Source organism: Pontibacter sp. BAB1700 (assembly GCF_000277005.1).
GTDB classification, from domain to species: Bacteria; Bacteroidota; Bacteroidia; order Cytophagales; family Hymenobacteraceae; genus Pontibacter; species Pontibacter lucknowensis.
Window position 1 is genome coordinate 1 of record NZ_AKIS01000109.1, and the last position, 26,438, is coordinate 26,438.

A 26,438-nucleotide genomic window follows, 5' to 3' on the forward strand; every position below is an offset into this window, starting at 1 on the left:
CGTAGGGGAATCGAACCCCTGTTGCCAGAATGAAAATCTGGAGTCCTAACCCCTAGACGAACGGACCATTCTGTCGTATTGTGATGCAAATATAGCGGGCCGCTTTTATTTTGCAAAGCCTCAGCCCGGCTTTTTTGTCAAAAAAATAAGCCATGACACGTAATTGCCTCACTTTTAGAGAGAAAATTTTTGACTTACAATCAAGAGGATCATTCTGCCTTTAAGGAAAGCACCGGATTGGCTATAGCTGCCCTTACTGCCTGTGTGCTCATGGTGATCAGTGCAATGACAAGGGTGGCGGCTCCAGCCATCAGGAACGGAATATAGCCGATGCTGATGCGGTAGGTAAAGTCCTGCAGCCATTGACTCATCAGGTACCAGGCAATAGGGGCTGCCAGTACAAAGGCGATCAGTACAAGTTTCACAAATTCCTTGGAGAAGAGCACAGTGATCTGGAACACCGAAGCACCCATGACCTTGCGTATACCTATCTCTTTGGTGCGCTGGGTTGCCATAAAGGCGATGAGTCCGTAAAGGCCCAGACAGCCAATGAAAATGGCGATGAAGGAGAAAATTTTGAAAAGGGTGCTTTGTCGTAACTCGTCTCTGTAAAAGCGGTTTAGCGTCTCGTCCATAAATTCATAATGAAACACGGTTTCCGGGTAGGCCTTCTGCCATACCTGCTCCAGGTGCGCCAGGGCCGCTTCTGACTGGCGCAGGTCTACCTTGGCCATCATAAAGAAGTAATCGCTGTCACCGGAGTAAAAGATGGCCGGGTCGATCGGGTCGCGCAGTGAGTTCTGATGAAAGTCTTCGACTACGCCCACAATAATAGCCTTCTGCTCTCCGCCGTTAAGGTATAGATTTTTGCCTATGGCTTCCTCAGGTTGCTTCAAATCTAGTTTGCGGCGCATGGTTTCGTTGATGAGCACCTGCAGGATAGAGTCTTCTGCAAATCCATCTGCCCGGAACATACGTCCCGCGACGAGCTTGATGTCGAATAGCTCCAGGTAGTGCTCGTCCGTGGATTTCATGTTGGCCTGAAAAGGAATGATATTCTCTACATGGCCATATCGGAACCTGCTGAGGCGTGTTATTTCAGAGGAGGGTGGGGCAGAACCGAAGGTAACACCGAGAAGCGCCGGGTCTCTGAGAATCTCATCCCGAAGAGCCTCCATTTTAGCACTTTTATCCCGGGGCAGCGGAACTGTTACCACAGCATCCTTGTCAAAGCCCAGATCTTTGTTACGGAGGTATTGCATCTGCTCGTTTACAATTAGTGTGCAGATGATGAGAACCTGGCAAATGGTAAACTGCAGCACAACCAGGCTGCGTCGCAGGGACAGCCCCCCAACTTCCTGAACCGACATACGGCTGCGCAAGGCGGCAATTGGCTGGAAGCGTGCTAACAAAAAGGCAGGGTATAAGCCTGCAAATAATGTAACCAGCAGCAACTGCAGTACCACAAAGAGCAGTAGCTGAGGATTTTCCAAAAAGCTGAAGGTTATCTTTAGGCCCAGCAGTTGATTAAGATACGGTAAGGCCAGTTCAACAAGAATGACAGATATAAGTGTGGCTACCAGGGTGATCAGCAGTGTTTCACCCAGGAACTGGAGCATCAGTTGCAACTGATTACTGCCCATTACTTTGCGTATACCTATCTCCCGGGCTCGTCGCACGGCCAGTGCTGTAGCCAGGTTAATAAAGTTGATGCAGGCTGTCACCAGCAGCAGCAGACCGATCAGGGCCATCGACCAGATCACTTCTTTGGATATGGTGCGCTGCGAATAATTGCCGTATGCCGCATTGAAATGAATGTCATGCAGCGGCTGCAGCTTGATGCGTTCAGTAGCGGATCTCTGGTCTGGCATCAGTCGCTTTATAATAGTGTTTGCCTGCTGCTCTAGTGCATCTATATCTGCGTTTGGGGGCAACACGGCAAAAGCGGTGTGGTTACTCATGAGGGTGGTCCAACTGCTGAGATCAAAAGGCAGAAAGCCCTGTAGGGTAGGGTATGAAGCGAGCATGACAAATGGAAAATCGGTCGTAACCGGAAAGTCAGGTATGACAGCTACTATTTTCAGCGTTAGTTTATTATTGTAACTGATGATCTTGCCTATTACTTCATCTTCATCCGGAAAGAAAAGCTTTGCCATGCTATTGGTGAGCACCACATTGTTAGGTTCCAGCATATAGCTGCGCAGGTCCTGTCCACCTGTGTCGAAGTCAAATACATCAAAGAAGGCCGGCTCCACAAAGGCAATATTACCCTGATTGATAAAATGGCGTGGTGCCATATTGCCATCGCCCGGAACAGTTACCTGTCCGTCATTTTCTGAATACATCTGGGTGATGTTCTCAAACCCCGGATTGTTGTTTCGCAATGCATTGGTAGCCGGAAAGTGAATGGAGGTGGTTTGAAAGACACCGTCAGCATAATGCGCATCAACGCTAAGCCGGTAGATACGATCTCCTTTGCTGTGGAAGGTGTCATAGCTGAGCTCGTACTGAATGACCAGGAAGAGCAGGATGCTGCAGGTTATGCCCAGTGCCAGACCCAGCACGTTGAGCAGACTGTAGCCTCTGCTGCGTAGCAGTGAGCGGAAGGCCGTTAGAAAGTAGAGCTTTAACATGTCGTGTACAGCTTTAGGAGTAGAACGATTAGCCTGGCTAAATCCATTGTTGTGCCAGTCCTGCAAAAAGGGCTTTGCTGCCTTTATGAGGTATAGGCGAACTGTTCAACTGACCAGTTGTGGACACTTATTGTCCGTGGCTGGACAGGTATAAGCTATATTTTTCCTAAATTTATCTTAAATTAAGCATTAAACCCGACTGGCATAATTTTCTATCCTCTTATTCTAAAACCTATACCTGTCATGGAACAAAACCTGGGAAGAATACTGGTGATCGACGACAACGAAGATGTGTTGTTTTCGGCCAAAATGCTGCTGCGCAAATATGCCAAAGAAGTGGTAATGGAAAAGAATCCGAAGAAGATTCCCTTCCTGGTTTCCAATGAAGAGTTCGATATTATTCTCCTGGACATGAACTTCAGTCAGGACATTACGAGCGGGCAGGAGGGTTTTCACTGGCTAAAGGAGATTCTGAAATATGACCCATCGGCCGTGGTTGTCATGATCACTGCTTTCGGGGATGTGGAGATGGCCGTGCGCGCGCTGAAAGAGGGTGCTACTGACTTCGTGCTAAAGCCTTGGCAGAACGAGAAGTTGCTGGCAACACTGACTGCGGCTTCCAAGCTGCGCCATTCTTACAAAGAGGTAAACCAGCTCCGGCAGGTAAACCGCACCCTCACCGCTGAGCTGCAGCATCAGCAGCCGGTCATCACGGGGGAGAGCCAGGCCATGCGCAGTCTGTTCTCCATCATCGATAAAGTAGCCCGGACTGATGCCGATATCTTGCTGCTTGGCGAGAACGGTACCGGAAAAGAAGTCATCGCCCGCACCATTCACCAACGCTCCTCGAGGGCTGATAAGGTATTCGTGACGGTAGATATGGGAGCCATCACAGAAACCCTGTTTGAGAGTGAACTCTTCGGACATAAGAAAGGCGCCTTTACGGATGCGAAAGAGGACAGGGTGGGGCGGTTTGAAGCTGCCAACGGCGGTACGCTTTTTCTGGATGAGATCGGGAATTTGTCGCCTGCCCTCCAAAGCAAGCTGCTGACAGTGCTGCAGCGCAGAGAGATCATCCGGGTAGGGACCAACAAACCTATACCTATTGATGTGCGCCTGATCTGCGCTACCAATATGCCACTGAAAGAAATGGTACAACGGCACGAATTCAGACAGGACCTGCTTTACCGCATCAACACGGTGGAGCTGAATCTGCCACCGCTCCGTGAGCGCCTGGAGGACATTCCCTTATTTGCGGATCATTATCTGCAAACATACGCCACCAAGTATAAGCAGCCGCTCAAGCGACTCTCTGACGCCGCGCTGGCCAAGCTGCGTCGCTATACCTGGCCAGGCAATGTGCGGGAGCTCCAGCATGTGCTCGAGCGTGCCTCCATCATGAGCGATAACCGCGAATTGCAGCCGGACGATTTTTTCTTTATACCTGATGAACCGGCCGTTTCTGCAACCGCTCCGGCGGTATTTTCTAACTCTCAGAATCTGGAGGACCTGGAGCGAGAGGCGGTGCAACGGGCCATGCAGTTACACGAAGGCAATGTATCAAAAGCAGCCAAAGAACTGGGTCTGTCCCGCGGTGCTTTGTACCGAAGACTAGAGAAATATGCGCTTTAACAACTACCGGTTACAGTTGGTGCTGCGGCTCATCATTCTGGCACTTACTGTTTTTGCGCTGGCAAAGGTAGGGCTGGATCCGGCCTACCGGGGCACATTCATCGGACTTTTGCTCTTCCTGCTGCTACAGGTTTTTCTGCTGGTGCGCTTCCATGAGCGCACAAACCGGCAGTTTCTGAGCTTCCTGAACTCCATCCGGCACGACGATTTTACAGAGCTTATACCTGCATCGACAGGTGGCAGATTGCACTGGGAACTGGCAGCGGGTTTGAATGAAGTGATGAAAAAATTCAGGGCAGTGCGGGCCGAAAAAGAGGCGCACCTGCACTATTTTGAAGCTATCGTGCAGCACGTCGGAACAGGCATCATCACTTATAAAAACGATGGCAGCATCCTGCTGCTCAACCACGCTGCCCGCAAGCTACTGCAGGTCGGGGCGCTGCATCAGATACAGGAGCTGGCTGCTCTATACCCTGACTTAGCTGTTCGCCTTTCTGGACTGGACCATGGCGAGAAAGCAGTTGTTCCACTGCGACAGGGAGGCTCAGTAACGAACCTATCGGTGCAGGTGATCGAGCTGGTGATGCTGGGAGATAAGGTAAAGCTGGCATCGGTACAGAACATACAGCGGGAACTGGAGGACAAGGAGATGGAAGCATGGCAGAACCTGATCAAGGTGCTGACCCATGAAATCATGAACTCTGTGACGCCCATTGCCTCACTCTCAGCCAGTGCTGGCGAAGAAATAAGCGGGTATGTTGATGATACGAATGCCGAGGAGATCACAGTGCTGCGGGACGAACTGCTGGACATCCGCCAGTGCCTGCACACGATCAGCCGCAGAAGCGATGGCCTGATTCATTTTGTGAATGATTTCCGCAACCTGACCCGCATCACGGTACCGGAGTTGACGCTGATCGATGTAGGGGAGCTGCTCTCAGAAATAAAGACCTTGTTGCGAGAGCAGCTGATACAGCAGGACATTCACTTTAAGATTGAGTTGCGGTCAGGCAGCAGTCTGTTGCTATCGGCCGACAGAGGTATGGTGGAGCAGGTGATCATCAACCTGGTTAAAAATGCGATGGAAGCAGTTCAGGAAAGAGCCCACAAACAGATAACTGTACGTGCCTACCTGGACGAACGAAGCCGCGTGTGCCTGGAGGTGGAGGATAACGGACAGGGTATGACTGCAGAGGCCACGACCAAGATTTTTATTCCTTTCTTCACTACAAAGAAGAGCGGATCAGGTATAGGGCTCAGCCTGTCCCGTCAGATCATGCGTCTTCATAAAGGCTCTATTTCTGTGCAGTCGGAGCTGGATAAAGGAACTACTCTTATACTGAGGTTTTGATCGGCTCAGGAACTTAGTTGAGGTTCCAGCTCAAAATAATCTTCTAAAGTATACTGCCCTACTGCAGGTGCTACACAGTCTACTTTGCTCACAGCCGTCATAAAAGCCAGTTTGTCGTAGAGGCTACGGCTGAGCAGCCGCACAAAAGGCAGAAGCGTATCCACATAATCGAAGGGGATTTCGGCTACACGTCCGTTATAACCCGCTGCATCACACACCAGCTGCGCCAGTTCCTGCCGGGTATAGGTAGTGGGGCCGCCAAGCTCCAGGGACTGGCTGGGTTTTCCGATGCAGTCGATTGCTATGCGGGCCACATCCCCATCATAAATAGGGTTCGTGAGTTTGTCTCCCTGGCCAAGCTGCCCAATGTGCCCTTTTCTTGCCATGGCTGCCATCTCTTCAAATACTGAAAACAAGGCAACCGGTTTTAGAATGATATAAGAGAGTGAACTGTATCGTAAGGCCTTCTCGAAAGCGGCATGTGCCTTAAAGTATGCCAGCTGCGGATAACGTCCTGCCCCGAATGCCGACACATAGATAAACTGCCGAACACCAGCCTGCTCCGCTTCTTTTAATAAATTGAGGTTTGCCTTGTAATTGATATCGTGAAATGAGCCACCGCCCTGGTGACGGAGACTTAGATTTTTGCCCAGAGCTGAGATCACCACATCCACTCCTGTACAGCAGCCTTCTAACGAGAAAGGCTTTGATGCGTCGGCAAGCACGAGCTCTTCCGGATCCGGGAAAAGGGACTGTGCTTTTTTCAGATTACGCGCCAATACACGCACTTCATATCCATGCTGCTTTAGCTCCCGGAAAATATGCCTCCCCAGGTGCCCGGTAGCGCCGGCCAGTAGAACTTTTTTCATAGTGAAGGGCTGTTTGTTTCGCGTTAATTCCTATACGTGATAAACGATTGATATGCAGTGTATTAAAGGAAAAATACAATGCTCCACTACGCAGTTACTTCAGCTTTGTTCAAAAATTCCTATCTTCGGATATAATTGTGTGGGTAGTGGTTTTTGTAAGCCCACTAGTAGCTGATAGAATTATATGATGTTCTGGAATAAGTTTAGCAACGCCTTTGCGGTAGCTTCTATTTGTCTGGGCCTGGCAGCCTGCGTACCGCTTGAACAGCAGGGATATGCCACTTCGGGCAGTACGACGCAGCAGTCCGTACGCTATGAAGACTATGTGTACGATAACAGTATACGCTCTGTGCAGTGTTACCGCGGCACTGGCGGCCCGGAAGCAGTACTGGAACCTGCCGTTATTTCCATAGGCCAGGAGCAGCCCATCCTGCTGGAGTTCGATCGCCTCAATGCCGGTCCGCAGCGGCTCGTGGCCAAACTGGTGCACTGCAACGCCGACTGGACCCCTTCCGGACTGAATGACGCGCAGTACCTCAACGACTTCAACGAGTTCTTCATCACAGATGTGCAGAACTCCATCAACACCCGCGTGCCCTATGTACATTACCGCTTTCGGGTGCCACGTGTGAAGCTGAGCGGAAATTATGTGCTGCAGGTAAGTGAGGAGGGAGGTAATCTGCTGTTGACCAGGCGCATACTGGTATACCAGAACCTGGTCGCCGTAACTGCCAAACTTGGCATGCCAACCGGCCCAGAGGGGAGAGCAGCCCGCCAACCCTTAGAGTTCAACGTGTTTTATAAAGACTACGCCCTGGTGAATCCGGCACAGGAGGTAAAAGCTGTCATGCGTCAGAATCACCGCTGGGACAATGCCAAGGTATACCCAAGGCCGGCTTTTGTTCGCGATGATCAGCGACGACTGGAGTATGTGTTTTTCGAGGCGAAGGATCACTTCCTGGGTTTGAGCGAGTTCCGTTCCTTCGATTCGCGCAGTATCCGCTTCAAAGGTTTAGGTATAGAGCAGATCAATTTGGAAGCTTCGCCTGTGCATATATTGCTACAACCTGATCGCAGCCGGGCTGGTGCAGCGTATAGCCAGGACCCCGACGCTGACGGTAAAATGTTGTTTGGCAACAGAGAGTATGGTAACTCGATTGTGAATGCTGACTATACCTGGGTAGATTTTGAGTTGAAGACAGGAGAGGAGCAAGGCGAAGTGTATATACAGGGCGGCTTGACCGACTGGCTGTTAAATGACGAAAGCCGTATGCGCTACGACCAGGAACAGCAGGCTTATAAAGGGAGGCTATTGCTGAAGCAGGGTTATTATAACTACTACTATGCACTAAAGCGCGCCAATGGACAGGCAGCGGATGCCAGCTACTTTGAGGGGAGCCACTTTGCCACAGGAAACACTTATGACATCCTGATCTATTATCGCCCGCCAGGTTCCCGTGCCGACCTGTTGATCGGATATGAGGAGATTTTGTTCAATAACAGGTAACTGGGCTGCATAAATACCCAGTTGCTCTAAACCTGTCTTCCCTATTACCAACACCGGTGACTATCAGCTTTAAGTTTAGCAGTAAAGTCCATTGTTTACAAAAAAAGGCGGGAGAAATCCCGCCTTTTTTATTATTTGAAATTGTGTGGTTTATACATTGAAACGGAAGTGCATGATATCACCGTCCTGCACCACATAGTCTTTGCCTTCCACAGCCATCTTACCTGCTTCCTTGATCTTGGCCTCAGTCTTGTACTCCTGGTAGTCCTTCAGTTTGATCACCTCTGCACGGATGAAGCCTTTCTCGAAGTCAGAGTGTATAACACCTGCAGCCTGAGGAGCTTTCCAGCCTTTCTCAATTGTCCAGGCGCGTACCTCTTTCACACCGGCGGTAAAGTAGGTGATCAGGTTGAGCAATTCGTAAGAAGCCCGGATGAGCTTGTTTAAGCCAGACTCTTTCAGGCCATACTCAGCCAGGAACATTTCTTTTTCTTCCGGATCAGTCAGCTCTGCGATTTGCGCTTCGATGGAGGCGGATATGAGAACAACCTGCGCATTTTCGTTTTTCACGTGCTCTTCCAGGGCCTTAGAGTACTCGTTACCGTCGTTCATGGAATTTTCGTCCACGTTGGCAGCGTAAATCACAGGCTTGTCTGTCAGCAGGTTCAGCTCGCTGATCGTTTCTTTATCATCTTCGGTAGCGTCGAGGCTGCGGGCGTTCAGGCCCTGTTCCAAATGATTCTTGTACTTCTCGAGCGAAGCCAGTTCTTTTTTTGCTTTTGCATCACCTGCCTTGGCAGAACGCTGTACCTTGATCATCATTTTCTCGATGGACTCCAGGTCTTTCAGCTGCAGCTCTGTGTCAATGATCTCTTTATCAGAAATAGGGTCTACTTTGCCAGCTACGTGTACGATGTTCGGATCCTCGAAGCAACGCACCACATGGATGATGGCATCTACCTCACGGATGTTGGCCAGAAACTTGTTACCCAGACCTTCACCTTTGCTGGCACCTTTCACCAGGCCGGCAATGTCCACAAACTCGATCACGGTAGGCAGTACACGTTGCGGTGTAACCAGTTCTTCCAGGATCTGGAGGCGCTCATCAGGCACGGTGATCACGCCCACGTTCGGTTCGATGGTACAGAAAGGGTAATTGGCAGATTCTGCCTTAGCATTCGAAATAGCGTTGAACAAAGTGGACTTGCCCACATTTGGCAGTCCCACGATTCCGCATCTTAGTCCCATTTATCTTTATCTTGTTTTATACCAGGGCGCAAAGATACGAAATTTCAGTCAGTATAGGGCAGGGGCTGGGGGTATAAAAAAAGCCCGTGCTGGAAACACGGGCTCTCGGTCGCTAAACTAAAAACGGGGAGTCTATTCCCACTTCAGTTCTTCATCAAAAGACACCTCGGCATTGGCCACCGGTACCGGAGTTGCCTCGGTTTCGGCTGGTCTTTCGAGGGCGGCGAGGGCCTCTTCTGTCAAAAGTTCGGATTTAACGTGATCGATTGTGCCCTGCAAGGCTTCCATGAACTTCACGAAGTCCTCTTTGTAAAGGAAGATCTTGTGTTTCTCGTACGAGAACTCGTCATCCTTGAACTTGCGCTTGCTCTCTGTGATGGTCACATAGAAGTCGTTTGAGCGAGTTGATTTCACATCAAAGAAATACGTTCTCTTCCCTGCTCTTACTCTTTGGGAATAAATTTCTGCTTTGTCGTTGTTCTCTTCCACCGTGTTATAGACGTTAAATTCAACTTTCTGAACCTAAAGCTAACATATTGTTCTGATATATAAAAATTTTTGAATTTAAAATTTAGCCATTTTGCAGCGCTGCAGAGATTTAATTCTATATTTGTCACCGGACCAAATATAGTATAGTATGAATTTGCTTTCACTTATACTAGTATTTCTCTTTTCTTTCAATTCCGGTACGGCCCTTTATTCTGCTGACGGCAAGCTTCTTACTACGCCGACCGCATGCACGGACACCGGACCGCCAACGGCGAGCGCTATGACAAAACACAGCTCACGGCCGCTCACGCCACGTTACCGTTCAACACCTATGTGCAGGTAACCAATGTGCGCAATGGCAAATCGGTGATCGTGCGCATCAACGACCGCATGGCACACAGCCGGCATCGCATCATTGACCTGTCCAAGGCGGCTGCTCAGCAGATCGAGTTGATCCGGGAGGGGATCGCCTCTGTACAATTGCACGAAGTTCCCGACGATGGGCAACCCGAAATGACAACCGTCGTTTCTGAGATAAAGCCGACCGGAAAGAAATAAGCCTATACCTGTATGAAAAAGCCGCTCACCCTAGCCGATATTCAGAAATTTGAGAACATGGAATTTCTGGCCAAGCAGCTGGTAGAGGGCTTTATTACGGGGCTGCACCAGTCTCCCTATCATGGCTTTTCGGTAGAGTTCTCGGAGCACCGGCTCTACAACAGCGGCGAAAGTACCCGCCACATCGACTGGAAAGTCTTTGCCCGAACTGATAAACTGTTTGTAAAACGGTTCGAGGAAGAGACGAACTTGCGCTGCCACATCCTGTTGGATGTTTCCCCCTCTATGTATTATCCGGTAGAAAGCCGTGGTAAATTGACTTTCAGTGTACTGTGTGCCGCTGCCCTGGCCACACTGCTTCGCAAGCAGCGAGATGCCGTAGCTTGGTGACTTTTGCCGATACCGTAAGGCAGCAAACACCTGTTCGTTCCACCGCCTCGCACCTGCATACCTTGTTATTGCTCCTGCAAAAGCAGTTGGAAGAAGCACCATCCCGCACCAAAACGGATGTCGCTTCTGTGATCCACCAGATTGCCCAGCAAATACCGAAGCGATCGCTTGTCGTTATCTTTAGTGATATGCTGGGGCAGCACGAAAACAGCGATGCCATTTTTGCCGCCCTGCAACACCTGAAGCACCAGAAGCATGAAGTGCTGATCTTCCATGTGATGGACCGTCGCACAGAGGAGGAATTTGACTTTGCTGAGCGGCCTTATGTGTTTGTGGATGTGGAGACAGGGCAGGAACTTAAGCTACAGCCCTCCCAGGTGAAAGCCCATTACCAACATGCTGTAAGCAATTACAAGCGTGAACTGGAGTTAAAATGCGGACAGTACAAGATCGATTTTGTGCCGGTTGATATCAGCGAACCATTTGACAAGGTGCTGTACAGCTACCTGGTGAAGCGGGCGAAGGTGAGATGATTTAACCTGGTGCGTTATCTAATGACTGCCACAAGTACTTACAAGCTACCGATCGATAAGGCCTCCAGTTCTCTGCTATCTCCAGCATACGAGCTTTTAGTATTTTCCCGGATTCTTCCAACCCATAGTGTCTTTTCATCGCATTCTGTATACCCAGATCATCTACAGGCATCACGTCCGGTCGCTCCAGTGCAAACATCAGCAGCATCTCTACCGTCCAGCGGCCTATACCTTTTATCTGGGTCAGGTGCTGTATCAGGCTTCGTCCTCCATGGCGTCTATAAGTGCATGCTCTAAGTTTCCACCTTGCGCAAAAGCTGCTACATTGCGCACATAGCCAATTTTTTGAAAAGAAAGTCCGGCTCCTCGGAGGGTTTCATCCGGCGTTTCAAGCACCAGGTGAGCGTGCGGGTAGTTGTCAGGAAAAAGTTCTTTGAAGCGCCCAAAGATAGTAGCGGCTGCTTTGGTACTGAGCTGCTGCGATACAATAGCACTGAGCAGCCTGAAGTATATATCCTCTGATTTGGCTGATTCAATCGACAGGCCTTGCTCCACGATCTGAGCCATGACCGGATCTTTTCTGAGTACCGTCAGTACATCAGAAGCTATGTGGTGCGTGTTTTCTGAGGCCATGGCTGCAGTGATGTAATAAGTTAGAACGGAGGTATAACAGGTGACGGACTAAACCGCCACCTGCTTTTTATTGAGGCTGTGCAGTACCTGCAGCACATGCTGCAGCATTTCTTCGCTCACATCCAAATGCGTCACAAAACGAATCATCTGTGGACCAAAACTGCTGGCACGTATCTGCTGCTCTGCCAGTGCGGCCACAAAATTTACATCTTTATACCTGTCGTTAAGCTTGAATATGACAATGTTGGTTTGCACGGGAAGCACATACTCCACGTAATCCGCTTCGTTTAAAGCTGCCTCCAACTGCTTCGCCTTCTGATGATCTTCTGCCAGGCGCTCCACATGGTGGTCGAGTGCATAGATACCGGCTGCAGCCAGGTAACCGCCCTGGCGTATACCGCCGCCCAGCACTTTACGAATACGACGTGATTTTTTGATAAACTCTTTCGTACCCAGCAGGAGAGAGCCTACCGGCGCACCTAGTCCTTTTGAGAGACAGATTGAAATACTATCAAAGTAAGTACGTATTCCTGCGGGTTCTCACCAGAAGCTACCAGGGCGTTGAACACACGGGCACCATCCAGGTGCAGGGCAATGCCATGACGCTTGCATACCCCGGAAATAGCGGCTATCTCTGGCAAGGTATAGTAAGAGCCGCCACCTTTGTTGCAGGTATTCTCCAGGGCGACCAGGCGGGTGGGAGGGTAGTGGATGTTATCCGGACGGATATGCGCCTCAACCTGCTCCGGTGTCATTTTGCCGCGCTCACCATGTACGAGTGCAACTGATGCGCCGGAGTTAAACATGATGCCACCACCTTCATACTGGTAAATGTGCGCCGTAATATCACAGATCACCTCCGTCATAGGTTCTGTGTGAGCTTTGATAGCGATCTGGTTGGTCATGGTACCGGAAGGGCAGAAAAGGCCTGCTTCCATCCCAAAAAGGGCTGCAGCTTTCCGTTCGAGGGCGTTTATGGTTGGGTCTTCTTCGTACACGTCGTCGCCTACCTGGGCGGCAAACATAGCTTGCAGCATGGCGGGAGTGGGCTTTGTGACGGTGTCGGAGCGGAGATCTGTTATGTTCATATCGAATTTGATGCTAGAAATACTTTACTTTGTAAAAATAATAACTTACTTTTGCCCTTCAAATTTAAATTTTGCAACGATGGGAGTTACTAGACTTAAAAGAAAAGACCGTAAGAATAAGGCAAGAGCAAACAACAAGGTTGCCAGAATTAAGCAATTGCTTTTGACGCCAGTTATTAAGAACGTGGACATGGACGAGCTGCGTGCTCAGTTCGGTGAAGCGCCTAAGAACAAGAAGGAAGAAGAAGCTTCTGCTGAGTAGTCTTTTACGGCAAAGTAAAACCATCTGCCTGCCAACGCTGTGAAAGCTTCGGTTGGCGGGTTTTCGAAAGACTTCAAAGTGTGCTTGCACCAGCAGGCACGCTTTTTTTATGCCCGCTTGCCAAGTTCGATCACCTGCAGATCGCGAATCTGACCTTCTTCAATAGCAAAGCGCATCATGGTGCGCACCTGGTGAAAACCGTGTCGGCCTGCCGCTCCGGGATTCAGGTGCAGCAACTTACCTAAGGTTTTGTCAGGCATTACTTTGAGGATGTGGGAATGCCCGGTGATAAACAGCCCCGGAGGGTTCGTCTTGATTTCCTGTCTGATATCCGGATGGTACTTGCCGGGATAGCCGCCGATGTGGGTCATTAATACATCCAGACCATTGACATCGAAACGCAGCACCTTCGGGTACAGTGAGCGGATGTCCTGTCCGTCAATGTTGCCATACACGCCCCGAAGGGGAGCCACCTCGCTGAGACGCTCTGCTACCATGGCAGTGCCAAAGTCACCGGCATGCCAGATCTCGTCCCGGTCAGCCAGGTGCCGCAGGATCTGATCATCCATATAGTCGTGCGTGTCAGAGAGGAGGCCTATTTTCATGCTATACCTTGTTTGCTTATACCTTCCAGGTTTCAGGGGATTGGCGCCACTCCGCCAGCGTAGGCATGGCTGACTCCGGGATGTAGCCATTTTGCATGGCGGCTTCGGTCAGCGCCTGGTAATCGCTGAGACAGTGCAGTGGAATACCTGCTTCCCTGAAGTTCTCCTCTGCCAAAGCAAACCCATAGGTGAAGATCGCTGCCATACCTACTACATTGCCGCCTGCAGATCGTACGGCTTCTGCTGCCTTCAGTGAGCTGCCACCTGTTGATATCAGGTCTTCCACCATGACAACTTTCTGGCCAGAGATCAGCTTACCTTCGATCTGGTTGGCCATACCGTGACTCTTTGGCTGCGGGCGTACATACAAGAAAGGCATTTCCAGCAGATCGGCGACCAGTGCCCCCTGGGCTATACCTGCCGTGGCAACCCCTGCGATGGCCTCAGCCTCCGGAAAGTTCTGTTTGATCATTTCAGCTAATTGCTGCTTGATATAACTCCGGATGTGCGGGAAGGATAAGGTCACGCGGTTATCGCAGTAGATGGGCGAATTCCAACCGGAGCTCCATTTAAAGGGCTGTTCTGGTCTCAATTTCACGGCCTCGGTTTCCAGCAGGAAAGAGGCTACCTGATGTGCTGTCGTCTGATTATCCATGGCCGAATTTAAGAAATATTTCCCCTTTTTAGCGACCTGTATTTTCTTTACAGCGAAATATTGATTGATTTGTGTAAATTTCAAGCCTGATATACGAGCACTTGACCCTATGAACGTTTTTATTAACGATATTCCGCTTATCCTCAAAAAGTCGAACGAGAAGGTACACCGCCATCACTACGATCTGGTGCTCGATGCTGACAACCACTTCACCTCTAAAGATCTGGTAGGGGATGTGCTGATAAAGGGGGCTGACCCGCAGTTGATAGATCGTATTGTACGGCTAATGGAGGTAAAGAAGCTGAAAAAGCTAAATTCGCTTACACTGGTTGCCAACAAGAAAAAACAATTGATCGAGCACCTCAAAGATCAGTTCAAGATCGTGAAAGCCGGAGGCGGGCTGGTGTTGAAAGATGGAAAAATCCTGATGATCTACCGCCTTGGGGTTTGGGACCTGCCTAAAGGCAAGCTGAACAAGGGTGAGAAGACGCAGGATGGTGCTGTGCGCGAAGTAGAAGAAGAGTGCAATATCTCGGTAGAAGTGTTAAATAAACTTCCGAAGACCTGGCATTCTTATGCTTTCAAAGGCAAGAAGATCCTCAAGAAGACAAGCTGGTACTTGATGGAGTGTACAGATGACAGCCTGATGAAGCCGCAGGCGGAGGAGTTTATAGAAGAAGTGCGCTGGATGACACCGGAAGAGGCCATGGAAGTGCTGCCTAAAGCCTATACCTCGATTGCCTTTATTGTGCGGGAATATCTCCAATCGCTGAAATCTGGAAAGGTATAAATTCGTCTACATTGCCACCAAAGCGATGAATTTCGCGGATGATCGTAGAGCTGATGGCCGCCAAAGCTGGTGAGGTGATCAGGAACACGGTCTCCAGCTCTTTGTTGATATGACGGTTAGCCTGGGCTATCGTGTTTTCATATTCGAAGTCGGTGGTGTTGCGCAGTCCGCGCAGCAAAAAAGTAGCTTTTACTTCACGGGCAAATTCTGCTGTAAGTCCTTTATAAGAGCGTGCTGTAATATTGGGCTTATCTTTGAAAACCTCTCCGATAATATCCACCATCTTCTCTACTGGAATGTAGCGTTGTTTGCTGCTGTTGTTGCCAATGGCGATCACAATCTCATCAAACATTTTAGAACCACGCAACACCACGTCCAAATGGCCATTGGTAAAGGGGTCAAAGGATCCGGGGAAAATGGCAACTCTTTTCATGTTGATTTTGATTAAGCGATTGAGTAATTCTTAATTTTTGAATGAGTTAATTTCAGGATGAGTGATTGAATGAAGTTAAAGGCAAAATGTTCTCGTGAATATGTAAAATATTGGTTTATAGCTAAGTATAAACTTTGATTCTTCTCAATCACTTAAACACTCATTCGCTCAATCACTAAATAATAACCTACTCACAAAAGTGTAAGCTGAAGAGTTCGAAGTAGCGGTGGTCGAATAGGTCGTCGAACTTGTAGCTGTAGCCCACATCAGCAGGTCGCTTGCCAAATTTTACTTGTCTGATGTATTTTTTGAGCATGTTGAAGAGGCTCGAGTCGGGGGTAATATCGCCCCAGGCGGTGATCGTTTCCTGTTCAGGGTTCATCTTCTGCTCCTGCATCACAAAGATGACGAAGTAAATGAAGTCCTCAGGACTCAGGTAATGAAACACGTTGCAGAACTGCAGGCCATTTTCATCCACTACCAACACAGTCACATAATTCCGCTCCACAAAGAGGTGCATTACGCGGCCTGCATTACGGTCAGTCTGGTGCAGCACACTCTTGATCAGGGAGCTGGTCTGGTGGGTAAACTGGACCGTGCGCTCCGGGAAAACGCTTTGCGCCATTCGGTAAATCACCCCATCGATCGCAAAGATGTTGACAGCATCCAGCCCGAAGGTGCGGTTGTACAGAATGACATGCTGCTGTGGGTCGAGATTGCTGTGCAGGCGCAGGTAGTCTTCCTGATGAGTCGGGTCAAACAGTGTTTCCGGTACAAGGGTAAAGAACTGATTGCTCACGCTGATGCGGACATCCAGCCAGCGCTGCTCCTGTAAGATAGGACTTTGGTCGGCGATCAGGCGCAGCTGCTCCGCTATCTGAAGCGGCGTGAATACCGTAATAAGCTCGTAATCTTCCAGCGCGACAAACTTGTTGCGCTCCACGTCAGCAACGGCCAGTCGCATGGCTCTGGAGCTGATGGCAACGTACAGGTTGCAATTGCCTGCCTGTGAAAGCTTAAAAGCCTCATCCTGTATCTGGTAAGACAGCCGAAAGTGCGTGTTGATTGTGTTCAAGGTATACGAGCTCCAGGTAATACTATATTGTGCTATGCAAGTATACTAAAAATATAGTAAAATGATCATGCCTGTACGAAGCGATGTGGCATCCCGAACAGATCATCCAGTGAAAAGAGATAATGCAGCACCCGGTGTTTGTCTGCCAACGGAATCTGCCGGATCTCGTCCAGGCTTAGAAAAGCCACCTCTTCGATAAGCTGCTGTTCGGGGCTAGCTTCCGGATCTGTACCTCTTACCAGTTCACCGCCTGTCGGCTCCAGCTCAAAGAACAGCTCAACAGCCTGAAGCGGCTCCTGTAAGAATTCATTCACGAAAAGAAAACGCTTTACTCTCGTCTGCAATCCTGTTTCTTCCAGTACTTCACGCATCAGGCAGGCCTCTACAGTTTCGCCATATTGCAGCCCACCGCCAGGCGGAGCCCAGAATGCTTCATTGTTGAGTGTTGGTTGATGGCGCACGAGTAGAAGTTTATCGTCTTGCAGGCAAATGCCGCACACGCGGAGCCTTACTTTGCCGGCATAAGCAGCGGCATTGGGGTTTAGTGTGTTCATGTTTGCGATAGCGGGGTATAGGTGGTAAATTTACAAAATGATTCAGACCTATAACCCCGATTTTCGGGCAGATATAAAAGAAAAGCTGGAGCGCCAGGAGTTTATGAAGCTCATGGGCTTTGAAGTAACCAGAATAGAAGTGGGCATGGTAGAGGGGGAACTCGTGCTGGAGCAGAAGCACAAGCAGCATAAAGGCTTCGCGCATGGTGGCGTAATTGCTACTCTGGCCGACATTGTAGCAGGTTTTGCTGCCGTAAGTCTGGTGCCCAGGGGCCATCACGTAGTCACAGCCGAGATCAAGGTATCCTATTTCCATCCGGGTGTGGGTGACAAACTGATTGCCAAAGGCTTTGTGCTGAAGCAGGGGCGTAAGCTTAATTTCTGTGAGGCTGAGGTATATGTGGTGAAAGGAGCGGAGGAGCCATTGCTCATCGCCAAAGCAAGCGCTTCCATGGCGAACATTGCACCAGAAGAGTTGAGGAGTTAAATGATGCGTCCAGTAGAGGCACTTAGAACAAGTTTTCCGTTTGAGCCTACCCAGGACCAGGCGCGGCTATTCGCCAAGCTTGATGAATTTATAATGGACACCGAAGCCGAGAAATCGGTGTTTTTACTCAAAGGCTATGCCGGTACGGGTAAGACCACGGTCGTAACATCGCTGGTGAAGATACTCCGCACCTTTGGCTACAAGTATGTGCTGCTGGCCCCAACTGGTCGTGCTGCCAAGGTTATGGCTTCTTACAGTGGCCGCAAGGCCTTTACCATCCACAAAAAGATCTACCGGCAGACAGCAAATCCTTATTCCGAGGGATTATCATTTACCCGTATGCCAAACAAATCAGACAAGACCTTCTATATCGTGGACGAGTCTTCGATGATCTCGGATGACAGCGGCTTTGGGCAGAACGGTTTGCTGCAGGACCTGTTGGGCTATGTGTTTGAAAACAAAAGCAACAAACTGCTGCTGATAGGCGATACGGCCCAGTTGCCGCCAGTGAACCAGACGCTGAGTCCGGCCCTCAATGCAGATTACCTGAAGCATAACTTCCGTTGCCAGGTACACGAGTTGGAACTGCGCCAGGTTATGCGACAGGCCGAAGCCTCAGGTATACTTATGAATGCCACGCAGCTGCGCAACCAGCTGCAGGGTGACAAGCCTGACATCAAACTGCACACCAAAGGCTGGCGCGATATTTACCGCATGACAGGCGAAAAATTGGAAGACGGCTTAAGGTATGCTTATGATAAATTCGGTATCGAGAACTCCATCGTGATCTGTCGCTCCAACAAGTCTGCCAACCTGTACAACCAGCACATACGGCGTCAGATTTTCTTCTCAGAAGATGAGATTGGCGTAGGGGATTTTCTGATGATCGTGCGCAACAACTATTTCTGGTTGCCAAAGGAGTCTAACATCGGTTTTATGGCGAACGGTGACTTTGTGGAGATCACGAAGATCATCCGCTACGAGGACATGTACGACCTCCGGTTTGCGGATGTGCGGGTACGCTTTGTCGATTATCCGGAGGAGGAAGAGCTGGAGGTGAAGATCATGCTTGATACGCTGTACACCGATGCGCCGGCTCTGCCCGCTGACCAGAACAAAAAGCTCTACGATGCGGTGCTGCAGGACTACCTGGACATCAAAAACAAACGGGAGCGCTCTAAGGAGATGAAGCAAAACCCTTACCTGAATGCGCTGCAGGTCAAATTTGCTATGCCCTGACCTGCCACAAGGCACAGGGCGGCCAGTGGAAAGCAGTGTTCGTAGACCAGGGCTTTTTAAAGGACGAGATGGTGAATGAGGAGTTTGCCCGCTGGCTTTACACGGCACTGACACGTTCATCAGAAGAGTTGTACCTGCTGAACTTTAGCAAGCAGCTATTGGTTGACTGATATATTTGGAAGGTTCACCAAAACGTTAGAACTTAACAACGGACGAATCGTAACAGCATTAGCTAAACCCTTTATACGTATGAAAAAATTAATCCTTTCTTTTGCAATGGCCGCACTGGTAGCCAGTGGTACCGTAGCGCAGCAAGGCCCTGCCAAACAAACGGCCGCTCCGCAAGCGCAAGCTAAATCAGGTCCTGCCATCACGTTTGAGGCAACGGAGCACAACTTCGGTGATATCGCGCAAGGCGATGTGGTGGAGCATACCTTTACCTTCACTAACACAGGTACACAGCCAGTAGTTATCGACCGAGTAGACGTAACCTGCGGTTGTACATCACCTGCCTGGACCAAAGAGGCTGTGATGCCGGGTAAAACTGGTTTCGTGAAAGCGAAGTATAACAGCGCCGGTCGCATGGGGCAGCAGAAGAAAGCCATTACGATCCATTCCAACACAGGGGAGCCTACCTATGTGTACATCGTAGCCAACATCAAGGAGAAGCCTGCCTCTGCCGCCAAAGCGCAGTAAGCAGCTATACTTTACCAAAACAGAAAGTCTCCCGGCAGATAACCTGGAGCCTTTCTGTTTTGATAAGTTCCTGTACCTTATAGTGCTTTGAGGATAGCATAAAACAAAGCAGCCCAGCCTACTATCAGAGCGGTCCCGCCGATTGGCGTGATGGCACCCAGCCAGGTAATACCTGTCATTGTCAGGGTATAGAGAGAGCCTGAGAAGATGATGATACCAATTAAAAAAGCCCAAGCGGCTATCTGTAAGGCAGGGTGCTCTACTTTGAAAAGCAGCAGGCCTACCGCCAGCAGGGCCAGGGTATGGTACATCTGGTATTTCACGGCCGTTTCAAATGTCTCGACACGATTGGTGGCACGCAGCATGGGAGCCAGGGCATGCGCTCCGAAGGCACCTATCATTACACTAAGTGCGCCAAAGGCTGTTGCTATTAAGAGTATGGCTTTTTGAGTCACTGTAAAAGATAGTTTGGTTTAATCGGGTGCTAATTTCCGACATAAATCAACCAATTCATAATTCCCGGTACAGGTTCGGGTAATCGGATATTAATCCGTCTACTCCCATTTCTTTCAACCGCTGCATTTCATTCTTCTCGTTAATGGTCCAGGGAATTACCTTCATACCTTTAGCGTGGCAATTCCTAATTAGCCCTGGGGTTATCAGCTTGTAGTAGGGGCTGTAGATATCAGGTATAAAACCCAGGGTTTCCAGGTTCTTGTTCAACCCTTTCAGGTTTTCAACCAACAGTGAAGTTTTGATGTGCGGATAGCGCCGTTGCAGCACCTGCAGCGTACGCACATCAAACGACTGAATGATCACCCACTCGCTCATACCTTTTGCCTCGATCACACCCATCAGCAGTTCCACAAACTCCTCGGGAGCGGGGTGCAGCTTACCGTCGCCGCCAGGCTTCGATTTGGTTTCGATGTTGTAATATACCTGGGGCAGTTCTTGTTGCTGCAGGTAGGTCTGCACCGAGTCGATCAGGTCGGAGAGGAGCGGTTTATAAGTCGGGAGCTTCTCCTGCTGTGGAAACTTGTCATAGAATTTAGTGCCCGCATCGAATGTTTTGATGGCAGCATAGTCCATCTGGTAGAGCACATACCTCCGCTTGTTGGCTGCAGGTATTTCGCTGCCGTCGGACAGGAGGTCGTGTTCCGGATTGATGTAAGGATCGTGGGAGAGCACCACCTGCTTGTCTTTGGTGATGTGCACGTCCATCTCCAGGGTCGTGACCCCCAGGTCCAGCGCCCTGATCATGGCCGGAATGGTGTTTTCAGGCATCAGGCCACGTGCACCCCGATGACCTTCCAGGTCGAAGGCAGGGAGGTGCCGGGTTGTGGTGTCAGGTATAGCGCCGTGTTGTGCAGACATGGTGCATGAGCTTATCAGGTATAGGAAGGAGGCAAAAAGCAGATTTCTGTGCATGCGAAGTTCTTTTCAGCAAAAAAAGCGCATGGGCAGGTATGGCTATACCTCTTAGCAGTTAACAAATCGTTAATTCTTTTAGCTGCCTCCTGCCTGGTTCGGCTTTAGCTTATTCGTCTTCTCCTTCCAGCGCTTCGATCACCTGTTCTTCAAATTCGTCCTGGCTGTCATACTGGGTGAACTCTATGGTTTTGCCTTTGTGCTTCAATTCCTGTACCACGTCCAGCGCCACCACGAGCGGTTCCATTTCACGGCCTACCAGACTGGCATCCCAGTCCGGGCCCAGCAGCAATTGGTCGCCATACATACCCACGCACCAGTTTTCCAGAAACTCTACCAGTGTAATAGACTCTGGCTTGTAATCTGACCAGTCGTCTTCGGCACAGGCTTTGGCGCCATCCGCATTGGACCAGAACAGGATCACCTCTGCATCTTCGTACTCAGCAGAACTGGAAGTAGCCCAGGTATCGTCGTGTGTCAGGCCCCAAACGCTCTCTGTCTCAACGATGCGCTGGATGAATTTTCTGTAATTGGCTTCCATGTTTTCGTTGGTATTCTCTTGCATGGTGATGGTTGGTTTAGCGTGAAAAGATCGTCTAAGGTATGATTATTTGTTGTAATTGCGTGCTCCGAATATACCGCTGCCGACACGTATGAAGGTACTGCCCTCAGCTAAAGCAAGTTCCCAGTCTGAGGTCATGCCCATCGAGATTTCTTTGAAGTCATCGTTGGCGATAAAAAACGTTTCTTTCAGTTTCTCAAAGTAGCCACGCAGCGTTCGGAATTCACCTCGGAGTTTATCCTGGTCATCTGTATTGGTGGCGATGCCCATTACTCCGGTGATACGGATAAAGTGCATGTTGCGGTACTCTTCGCTTTGCAACAGTGCACTGCCTCCTCGTAGCTCATGCCATACTTGGTCTCTTCATCGGCGATGTCGAACTGCAGCATACAGTTGACAGGCAAGGTACGGTTAAACTGCTCTGCTCTTTTATTGATTTCTATCAGCAGTTTGAGGCTGTCTACAGACTGGATAGTGTCGATGAACTGAGCGATCTGCTTTACTTTATTTGTCTGCAGGTGCCCGATGAGGTGCCAGGCGATGTCGTGCGGCAACAGGTCCCTTTTCTCCAGCAACTCCTGTACTTTGTTTTCGCCAAAAATGCGGTGGCCAGCGTTGTAAGCTTCCATGATCATTTCAGGCGGATGCGTTTTAGATACAGCTACCAGGCGGCAGGGCGTGTCGCGCAGTTTCTCATCAAAAAATCGGATATTATCAGCAATTGCAGACATAGTTTTATGTAGTGTGTTCAATCTAATTTTCGCACTTGTATTGATCAGGTATAGGCTGGTTTAAAACGCTTTATTGCTGGTTAAAGCTTGTTAGAAGGTATGGCAAGAACTAAGATCAAAGTTCTATACTTCCCAAACTCTCAAACTCCTAAACCCCTAAACTCCCTAGTCCTCCAACACATTGGTCATAAAGGTATTCTTTAGCGCCATCCAGCCAACAAGTAGCAGCAATGCCCATTTCAGGTATACCTGGTAATAATCGTAAGTGTCCCGGAAGCGTTTCTCCCGTACCTCTGTCTTCTCAAACTGGTTGATGTTTTGAAATACCTCCTGCAGACCGTCACGGGTGTCAGCTCTGAAAAAACGACCTTCTCCGGTCTCTGATATCTCACGCAGGCTTTTTTCGTCTAACTGCGTTTCTACTAACAAGGTTTTGCCATTGGCGTCTACGTCGTAGGGTACGAGGCCGTCTTTCCCTATACCTATGGTGTATACCTTGATCTGATGGGCGTAAGCCAGACGGGCAGCCATGGTGGGGTCGAGGCTACCTGCTGTGTTCTCTCCGTCGCTTATCAGGATGGCTACTTTGGATTTAGCATTTGAGTCGCGCATGCGGTTGATGGCCACTGCCAGGGCACTACCGATGGCCGTGCCATCATTCGGGATCATGCCGTTTTCGATGGAGCGGATGCTTTCGCGTAATAGTTCGTAGTCGGTGGTGAGAGGAGCCAGGGAGTAAGCGTCGCCGGCAAACACCACCACTCCGATACGGTCAGCTACGCGACCGTCTATAAAGTTAATGGCAACGTCTTTGGCAGCTTCCAGTCGGCTCGGTTTGATGTCCTGTAGTTCCATGGACCCTGACACGTCCAGCACCAGCACGATGTCTATACCTTCGGCGGTTTGCTCGACTTGCTCATTTATACGCTGCGGTCGGGCCAGGGCCAGTAGTACCAGCATCACAAACAGCATGTAAACCACATCAGGGACAAAGCGCAGCAGACTGGACCATTGCCACTTTACAGTTCCCTCAAACATGGCCATGTCGAGCTTGCTGCGTGACTTTAAGCGAAGCAGCCCCTTGATCAGGAAGAGGAGGGCACTACCGGCAGGGCATACAGCACCAGTGGGTATACCCAATCAAAAGAGCGCAGTGTGCTCAGGCTAAACCATTCGAGGCTGAGCCAGTCCAGCATGTTATCGTTAAGTCCTAGCATTACCGGTTATTTCGCGATGGGTTTTATATCTGCTTCTGGCAAAGCGGCGCAGCATGCCCAGCGCCTGGTTTGTTTCCTGATCGGGTTCGGCCGTTACGTTTCCGTATATGGCTTTGTCGCACAGGCGAAGCGCCACGTTCACTTGCTCGTCGTCATTGTAATACTCCACAATTTCTTTTGTAGTGAATGAGTTGATGGCGCTTCGCTCCAGTTTAGTGAGGTAGTTTTTCCAAAGGGCCACCGCTTTCTCCATACTCGATGGAACACCCGTTTTTACGAAACGATCGACATGGGAATTATACCTGGAGTTGAAGTACAAGTGGTCTTTTCGTAGTCGGTAGAGCTGGTATTTTGTTTTGATCGTTTGTCCAAACACCAGCCATACCAATGTAATGAATGCAGCGATGGTGACGATCCAGAGCATCAGCACAGGCCAGTCGAAACGCTCCTCTACCGGCGACAGGGTGGTTTGGGTACGTAGTTGCAGCGGTGTGGAAACCTCCTGCACCAGCTGCCGCAATACCACCGACTGCCTCTGCGATACCACCTGCAGGGTGTCTGTGCCCCGTAGTACAATGGCGGCAACTCCAGCGACTGAACAGGCGAGGTATCAAAGGTGCGTAAGGTATATACGGTGCTGTCCGTGCTGATGCCTGCGCGTGTAGCGGTCGGGTAAAACTCCTGTCGCACCAACTCGAAGGGGGCGAAATTGTAAGTGGAGTCTGGCAGGATGACTTCCTGCACGGCCGGGTGCCGGTGCACCAGGGTATAGCGCACAAGCTCCCCGATATGCACGGAGTCCTTGCTGAAGCTGCCAGCCGGTGGCAGCAACTGCTGTGCCTTTGCACTCAGAGTAAGGAAACAAAAAAGTATAAGCAGGGAGTTACGCACTTTTCTTGGATGTTCGGTTACGAAGGCGGAACAGGTTTACCAGCTGCATCACATAGTCTTCATTGGCCTGTATGGCCAGGTAGTTGGCCTGGTATTTCTGGCAGATCCGGATCACCCTGTCCTGGTTCTGTTTGTACTGGGCAAAATAATGCTCTTTGAATTCTGCGCCGGAGGTATTGAGCCAGATTGTCTTACCCGTCTCCTTATCGACCACTGGCACAATGCCCAGGCTTGGCATATTGCGCTCACGCAGGTCGAGCAACTGTATCACGATCAGGTCATGGCGCTTTGCGAGCATGGCCAGTTCCTTTTCATAATTTACATCAATGAAATCGGAGATAAGTAGGATAATGCTGCGGCGCTTGACAATATCGAGTGTGAGCTTGATGCCGGCTGCCAGATTGGTTTTAACTGATTTAGGAGTCAGCTCGTGCAGCGCTTTAATCAAGGTATAAGCCTGTTCTATACCTTTGGCGGGCTTTATGTACTTCTCTTTCTGATCACTGAAGCAAATAATGCCGATCTGGCTTTGCTGGCGGGCGGCTGCAAGGGAAAGCACTCCGCAGATCTCTTTGCCAACATCCAGCTTGTGCTGGCGCCTGTGCCACGGTCTGGGAGGCGCTTACGTCCAGCATCAGAAACACGGACTGCTCTTTTTCCTCCCGGTAGGTTTTCACGAGGTGCCATGCCCCTTGGCCGATACGTGCCAGTCGATCGAGCGCACGTCGTCGCCGTACTGGTAAGCGCGCACGTCATCAAACTCCAGCCCTGTTCCTTTAAAAACAGAATGGAAGTCACCCTGCATCTGGGTGTTGATGGCTTTGCGTATGCGTATCTCGTACTTGCGCAGCTTTTGAACAAGTTCCTTCATAAGGGTAGGGGCTTTGCCTCAGATTTTAAAATTAGGACATATTCCCGTAATATTACATTCGTGAAACGAATTTTATACCTACTTTCCTTTGTCGTGCTGACTGGCTGTGGCCAGAGCAGCGAAAAGCGGCCCGCTGACCTGCTGCCTGAGCAGAAGATGGTGCAGATCCTGGCTGATGTGCATATTGCCGAAGCCCGCATCGAAAACCATGTTCTGTACCCGGACACCGCCCTGATGGTCTTCAACAAAGAACAAAAGCAGATTCTGGTGCAGCATGGTGTAGAAGAAGAAGACTTCAGGAAAACCTATCGCTACTATCTGAACAACCTTGGGCAGATGGACCGCCTCTACGAAATCATTCTGGACACCCTGAGCGTGCGCGAAGCCAAACTGCGTTCCATTGATACAACTGGAGCTGAGCCTGGTCGCAGACCCAGATTGGAGGGCATGCAGGAGGCTTATTAATTTAAATCAGTTTGCTTCCGTTTGGTACTGGGCCGGCCGGTTGCGCCAGCACTATATCCCCGTGCTCGTCCGCAAAGCCTGTCACTAATACCTCTGACATGTATTTCCCGATCTGTTTGTTTCCCAGGTTAGCGACACACAGTACCTGCTTCCCAGGCAGGTCATTTAACGTATAGTGCTTCGTGATCTGGGCACTCGATCTTTTCATACCCAGCGGCCCCAGGTCGATCAGGAGCTTATAAGCAGGTTTACGGGCTTCCGGAAAATCTGTGGCCTCTACTATGGTGCCTACCCGGATATCTGTTTGTTCAAAATGCTGCCATGTAATGGTCGGCATGGCCTCTGCGGGTGTGTGCATGGTATTGTCAGTTTTACTCAGCCAAGTTACAGATTTTGCTTTAAAAATTAGCCAGTTGCGGTTGGTGCTGTGCCCCGCGGTAACATTAGGCCTATACCCGCGTATCCTATGCAACTGGCTTTCTTACTGTTAAAAGAGCTAAAAGTATAAGTCAGACAAAGCTATTGCAAAACCTTAAAACTATGAAA

Annotated in this window: 29 protein-coding genes and 4 pseudogenes; 10 read left to right on the forward strand and 23 right to left on the reverse strand. The window is 49.9% G+C overall.

Annotated features, from left to right (window positions below):
* Positions 1–209: 209 nt before the first annotated feature.
* Entirely contained in the window at positions 210–2,633 is a 2,424-nt protein-coding gene (locus O71_RS13080) for an ABC transporter permease (RefSeq protein ID WP_007657530.1), read from the reverse strand.
* Positions 2,634–2,876: 243 nt separating this feature from the next.
* On the opposite strand from O71_RS13080, the gene O71_RS13085 reads away from it, so the two are divergent.
* Together O71_RS13085 and O71_RS13090 are read left to right on the forward strand one after the other, a co-directional pair.
* A complete protein-coding gene (locus O71_RS13085; protein WP_007657532.1) occupies positions 2,877–4,265 on the forward strand; it encodes a sigma-54 dependent transcriptional regulator in 1,389 nt (462 codons plus the stop codon).
* The gene (locus O71_RS13090; protein WP_007657534.1) at positions 4,255–5,616 is read left to right on the forward strand and encodes a PAS domain-containing sensor histidine kinase; all 1,362 of its coding nucleotides are present in this window, start codon (positions 4,255–4,257) and stop codon (positions 5,614–5,616) included. The genes O71_RS13085 and O71_RS13090 overlap by 11 nt, the downstream gene beginning before the upstream one ends.
* A gap of 5 nt (positions 5,617–5,621) precedes the next feature.
* On the opposite strand, the gene O71_RS13095 is transcribed toward O71_RS13090, so the two are convergent.
* A complete protein-coding gene (locus O71_RS13095) occupies positions 5,622–6,485 on the reverse strand; it encodes an SDR family oxidoreductase (protein ID WP_007657536.1) in 864 nt (287 codons plus the stop codon).
* A 184-nt stretch (positions 6,486–6,669) separates the two neighbouring features.
* Here O71_RS13095 and O71_RS13100 point away from each other — a divergent pair, with 184 nt between their 5' ends.
* Complete coding sequence (locus tag O71_RS13100; protein ID WP_007657538.1) at positions 6,670–7,992, forward strand: DUF5103 domain-containing protein; 1,323 nt, start codon at positions 6,670–6,672, stop codon at positions 7,990–7,992.
* 150 nt (positions 7,993–8,142) lie between these two features.
* On the opposite strand, the gene ychF is transcribed toward O71_RS13100, so the two are convergent.
* Both ychF and O71_RS13110 read right to left on the reverse strand, forming a co-directional pair.
* A complete protein-coding gene (ychF, locus tag O71_RS13105) occupies positions 8,143–9,240 on the reverse strand; it encodes a redox-regulated ATPase YchF (protein ID WP_007657540.1) in 1,098 nt (365 codons plus the stop codon).
* Between the two features lie 132 nt (positions 9,241–9,372).
* Positions 9,373–9,729: a DUF3276 family protein gene (locus O71_RS13110; protein WP_007657542.1), complete on the reverse strand. Its 357-nt coding sequence runs from the start codon at positions 9,727–9,729 to the stop codon at positions 9,373–9,375.
* Positions 9,730–9,975: 246 nt separating this feature from the next.
* Between O71_RS13110 and O71_RS13115 the strand changes: the two genes are divergently transcribed.
* On the forward strand, positions 9,976–10,287 hold the full coding sequence (locus O71_RS13115; RefSeq protein WP_007657543.1) for a septal ring lytic transglycosylase RlpA family protein: 312 nt from the start codon (positions 9,976–9,978) through the stop codon (positions 10,285–10,287).
* A 12-nt stretch (positions 10,288–10,299) separates the two neighbouring features.
* A pseudogene (locus tag O71_RS13120) lies at positions 10,300–11,210 on the forward strand (DUF58 domain-containing protein).
* A gap of 1 nt (position 11,211) precedes the next feature.
* Here O71_RS13120 and O71_RS27320 read toward each other — a convergent pair.
* The 5 genes and pseudogenes from O71_RS27320 to pyrE all read right to left on the reverse strand — a co-directional run bounded on the left by O71_RS27320 (position 11,212) and on the right by pyrE (position 14,453).
* Positions 11,212–11,418 carry a hypothetical protein gene (locus O71_RS27320; RefSeq protein ID WP_369750925.1) on the reverse strand — a complete coding sequence of 69 codons (207 nt, stop codon included), beginning with the start codon at positions 11,416–11,418 and terminating at the stop codon, positions 11,212–11,214.
* Positions 11,419–11,465: 47 nt separating this feature from the next.
* A complete protein-coding gene (locus tag O71_RS27325; protein ID WP_369750926.1) occupies positions 11,466–11,843 on the reverse strand; it encodes a hypothetical protein in 378 nt (125 codons plus the stop codon).
* 48 nt (positions 11,844–11,891) lie between these two features.
* A pseudogene (locus O71_RS13130) lies at positions 11,892–12,931 on the reverse strand (low specificity L-threonine aldolase).
* A gap of 369 nt (positions 12,932–13,300) precedes the next feature.
* Entirely contained in the window at positions 13,301–13,798 is a 498-nt protein-coding gene (locus O71_RS13140) for a metallophosphoesterase (protein ID WP_007657546.1), read from the reverse strand.
* 16 nt (positions 13,799–13,814) lie between these two features.
* A complete protein-coding gene (gene pyrE / locus O71_RS13145; protein WP_007657548.1) occupies positions 13,815–14,453 on the reverse strand; it encodes an orotate phosphoribosyltransferase in 639 nt (212 codons plus the stop codon).
* Between the two features lie 109 nt (positions 14,454–14,562).
* On the opposite strand from pyrE, the gene O71_RS13150 reads away from it, so the two are divergent.
* On the forward strand, positions 14,563–15,243 hold the full coding sequence (locus tag O71_RS13150; protein WP_007657550.1) for an NUDIX hydrolase: 681 nt from the start codon (positions 14,563–14,565) through the stop codon (positions 15,241–15,243).
* Here O71_RS13150 and coaD read toward each other — a convergent pair.
* From coaD to O71_RS13165, 3 genes are all read right to left on the reverse strand, one after another.
* Positions 15,197–15,676, reverse strand: a complete 480-nt coding sequence (gene coaD, locus O71_RS13155; protein ID WP_007657551.1) for a pantetheine-phosphate adenylyltransferase — start codon at positions 15,674–15,676, stop codon at positions 15,197–15,199. The genes O71_RS13150 and coaD overlap by 47 nt on opposite strands.
* A gap of 187 nt (positions 15,677–15,863) precedes the next feature.
* Positions 15,864–16,751, reverse strand: a complete 888-nt coding sequence (locus O71_RS13160) for a DUF3822 family protein (RefSeq protein WP_007657553.1) — start codon at positions 16,749–16,751, stop codon at positions 15,864–15,866.
* 65 nt (positions 16,752–16,816) lie between these two features.
* Entirely contained in the window at positions 16,817–17,305 is a 489-nt protein-coding gene (locus tag O71_RS13165; RefSeq protein ID WP_007657554.1) for an NUDIX hydrolase, read from the reverse strand.
* A 37-nt stretch (positions 17,306–17,342) separates the two neighbouring features.
* Here O71_RS13165 and O71_RS13170 point away from each other — a divergent pair, with 37 nt between their 5' ends.
* The 3 genes and pseudogenes from O71_RS13170 (at position 17,343) to O71_RS13180 (ending at position 19,727) form a co-directional block, all read left to right on the forward strand.
* Positions 17,343–17,792: a PaaI family thioesterase gene (locus O71_RS13170; RefSeq protein ID WP_007657555.1), complete on the forward strand. Its 450-nt coding sequence runs from the start codon at positions 17,343–17,345 to the stop codon at positions 17,790–17,792.
* 3 nt (positions 17,793–17,795) lie between these two features.
* Positions 17,796–19,201: pseudogene (locus O71_RS13175) on the forward strand (ATP-dependent RecD-like DNA helicase).
* Between the two features lie 79 nt (positions 19,202–19,280).
* Positions 19,281–19,727, forward strand: coding sequence for a DUF1573 domain-containing protein (locus tag O71_RS13180; protein ID WP_007657556.1), 447 nt, complete (start codon positions 19,281–19,283; stop codon positions 19,725–19,727).
* A gap of 77 nt (positions 19,728–19,804) precedes the next feature.
* On the opposite strand, the gene O71_RS13185 is transcribed toward O71_RS13180, so the two are convergent.
* The 10 genes and pseudogenes from O71_RS13185 to O71_RS13220 form a co-directional block, all read right to left on the reverse strand.
* Entirely contained in the window at positions 19,805–20,128 is a 324-nt protein-coding gene (locus tag O71_RS13185; RefSeq protein WP_007657557.1) for a DUF423 domain-containing protein, read from the reverse strand.
* 109 nt (positions 20,129–20,237) lie between these two features.
* A complete protein-coding gene (locus O71_RS13190; protein WP_007657558.1) occupies positions 20,238–21,155 on the reverse strand; it encodes a glycerophosphodiester phosphodiesterase in 918 nt (305 codons plus the stop codon).
* Between the two features lie 109 nt (positions 21,156–21,264).
* Entirely contained in the window at positions 21,265–21,720 is a 456-nt protein-coding gene (locus O71_RS13195) for a DUF2750 domain-containing protein (RefSeq protein ID WP_007657560.1), read from the reverse strand.
* A 42-nt stretch (positions 21,721–21,762) separates the two neighbouring features.
* On the reverse strand, positions 21,763–22,014 hold the full coding sequence (locus O71_RS27330) for a hypothetical protein (RefSeq protein WP_369750927.1): 252 nt from the start codon (positions 22,012–22,014) through the stop codon (positions 21,763–21,765).
* Entirely contained in the window at positions 21,987–22,448 is a 462-nt protein-coding gene (locus O71_RS13200; RefSeq protein WP_007657567.1) for a YggS family pyridoxal phosphate-dependent enzyme, read from the reverse strand. The genes O71_RS27330 and O71_RS13200 overlap by 28 nt, the downstream gene beginning before the upstream one ends.
* Positions 22,449–22,613: 165 nt before the next feature.
* Entirely contained in the window at positions 22,614–23,588 is a 975-nt protein-coding gene (locus O71_RS13205; protein WP_369750928.1) for a VWA domain-containing protein, read from the reverse strand.
* Complete coding sequence (locus O71_RS27335; RefSeq protein WP_007657571.1) at positions 23,534–23,665, reverse strand: hypothetical protein; 132 nt, start codon at positions 23,663–23,665, stop codon at positions 23,534–23,536. The genes O71_RS13205 and O71_RS27335 overlap by 55 nt, the downstream gene beginning before the upstream one ends.
* Entirely contained in the window at positions 23,652–24,173 is a 522-nt protein-coding gene (locus O71_RS23925) for a hypothetical protein (RefSeq protein WP_155800884.1), read from the reverse strand. Before O71_RS23925 ends, O71_RS27335 begins: the two co-directional genes overlap by 14 nt.
* Positions 24,116–24,496: a hypothetical protein gene (locus O71_RS13215; protein ID WP_192811682.1), complete on the reverse strand. Its 381-nt coding sequence runs from the start codon at positions 24,494–24,496 to the stop codon at positions 24,116–24,118. The genes O71_RS23925 and O71_RS13215 overlap by 58 nt, the downstream gene beginning before the upstream one ends.
* A 52-nt stretch (positions 24,497–24,548) precedes the next feature.
* Positions 24,549–25,427, reverse strand: a pseudogene (locus O71_RS13220) (DUF58 domain-containing protein).
* A 60-nt stretch (positions 25,428–25,487) separates the two neighbouring features.
* Here O71_RS13220 and O71_RS13225 point away from each other — a divergent pair.
* Complete coding sequence (locus O71_RS13225) at positions 25,488–25,892, forward strand: DUF4296 domain-containing protein (RefSeq protein ID WP_234986342.1); 405 nt, start codon at positions 25,488–25,490, stop codon at positions 25,890–25,892.
* A gap of 1 nt (position 25,893) precedes the next feature.
* Here the strand turns inward: O71_RS13225 and O71_RS13230 are convergent, their stop codons facing one another.
* On the reverse strand, positions 25,894–26,250 hold the full coding sequence (locus tag O71_RS13230; protein WP_007657575.1) for a tRNA-binding protein: 357 nt from the start codon (positions 26,248–26,250) through the stop codon (positions 25,894–25,896).
* Positions 26,251–26,438: the final 188 nt, after the last annotated feature.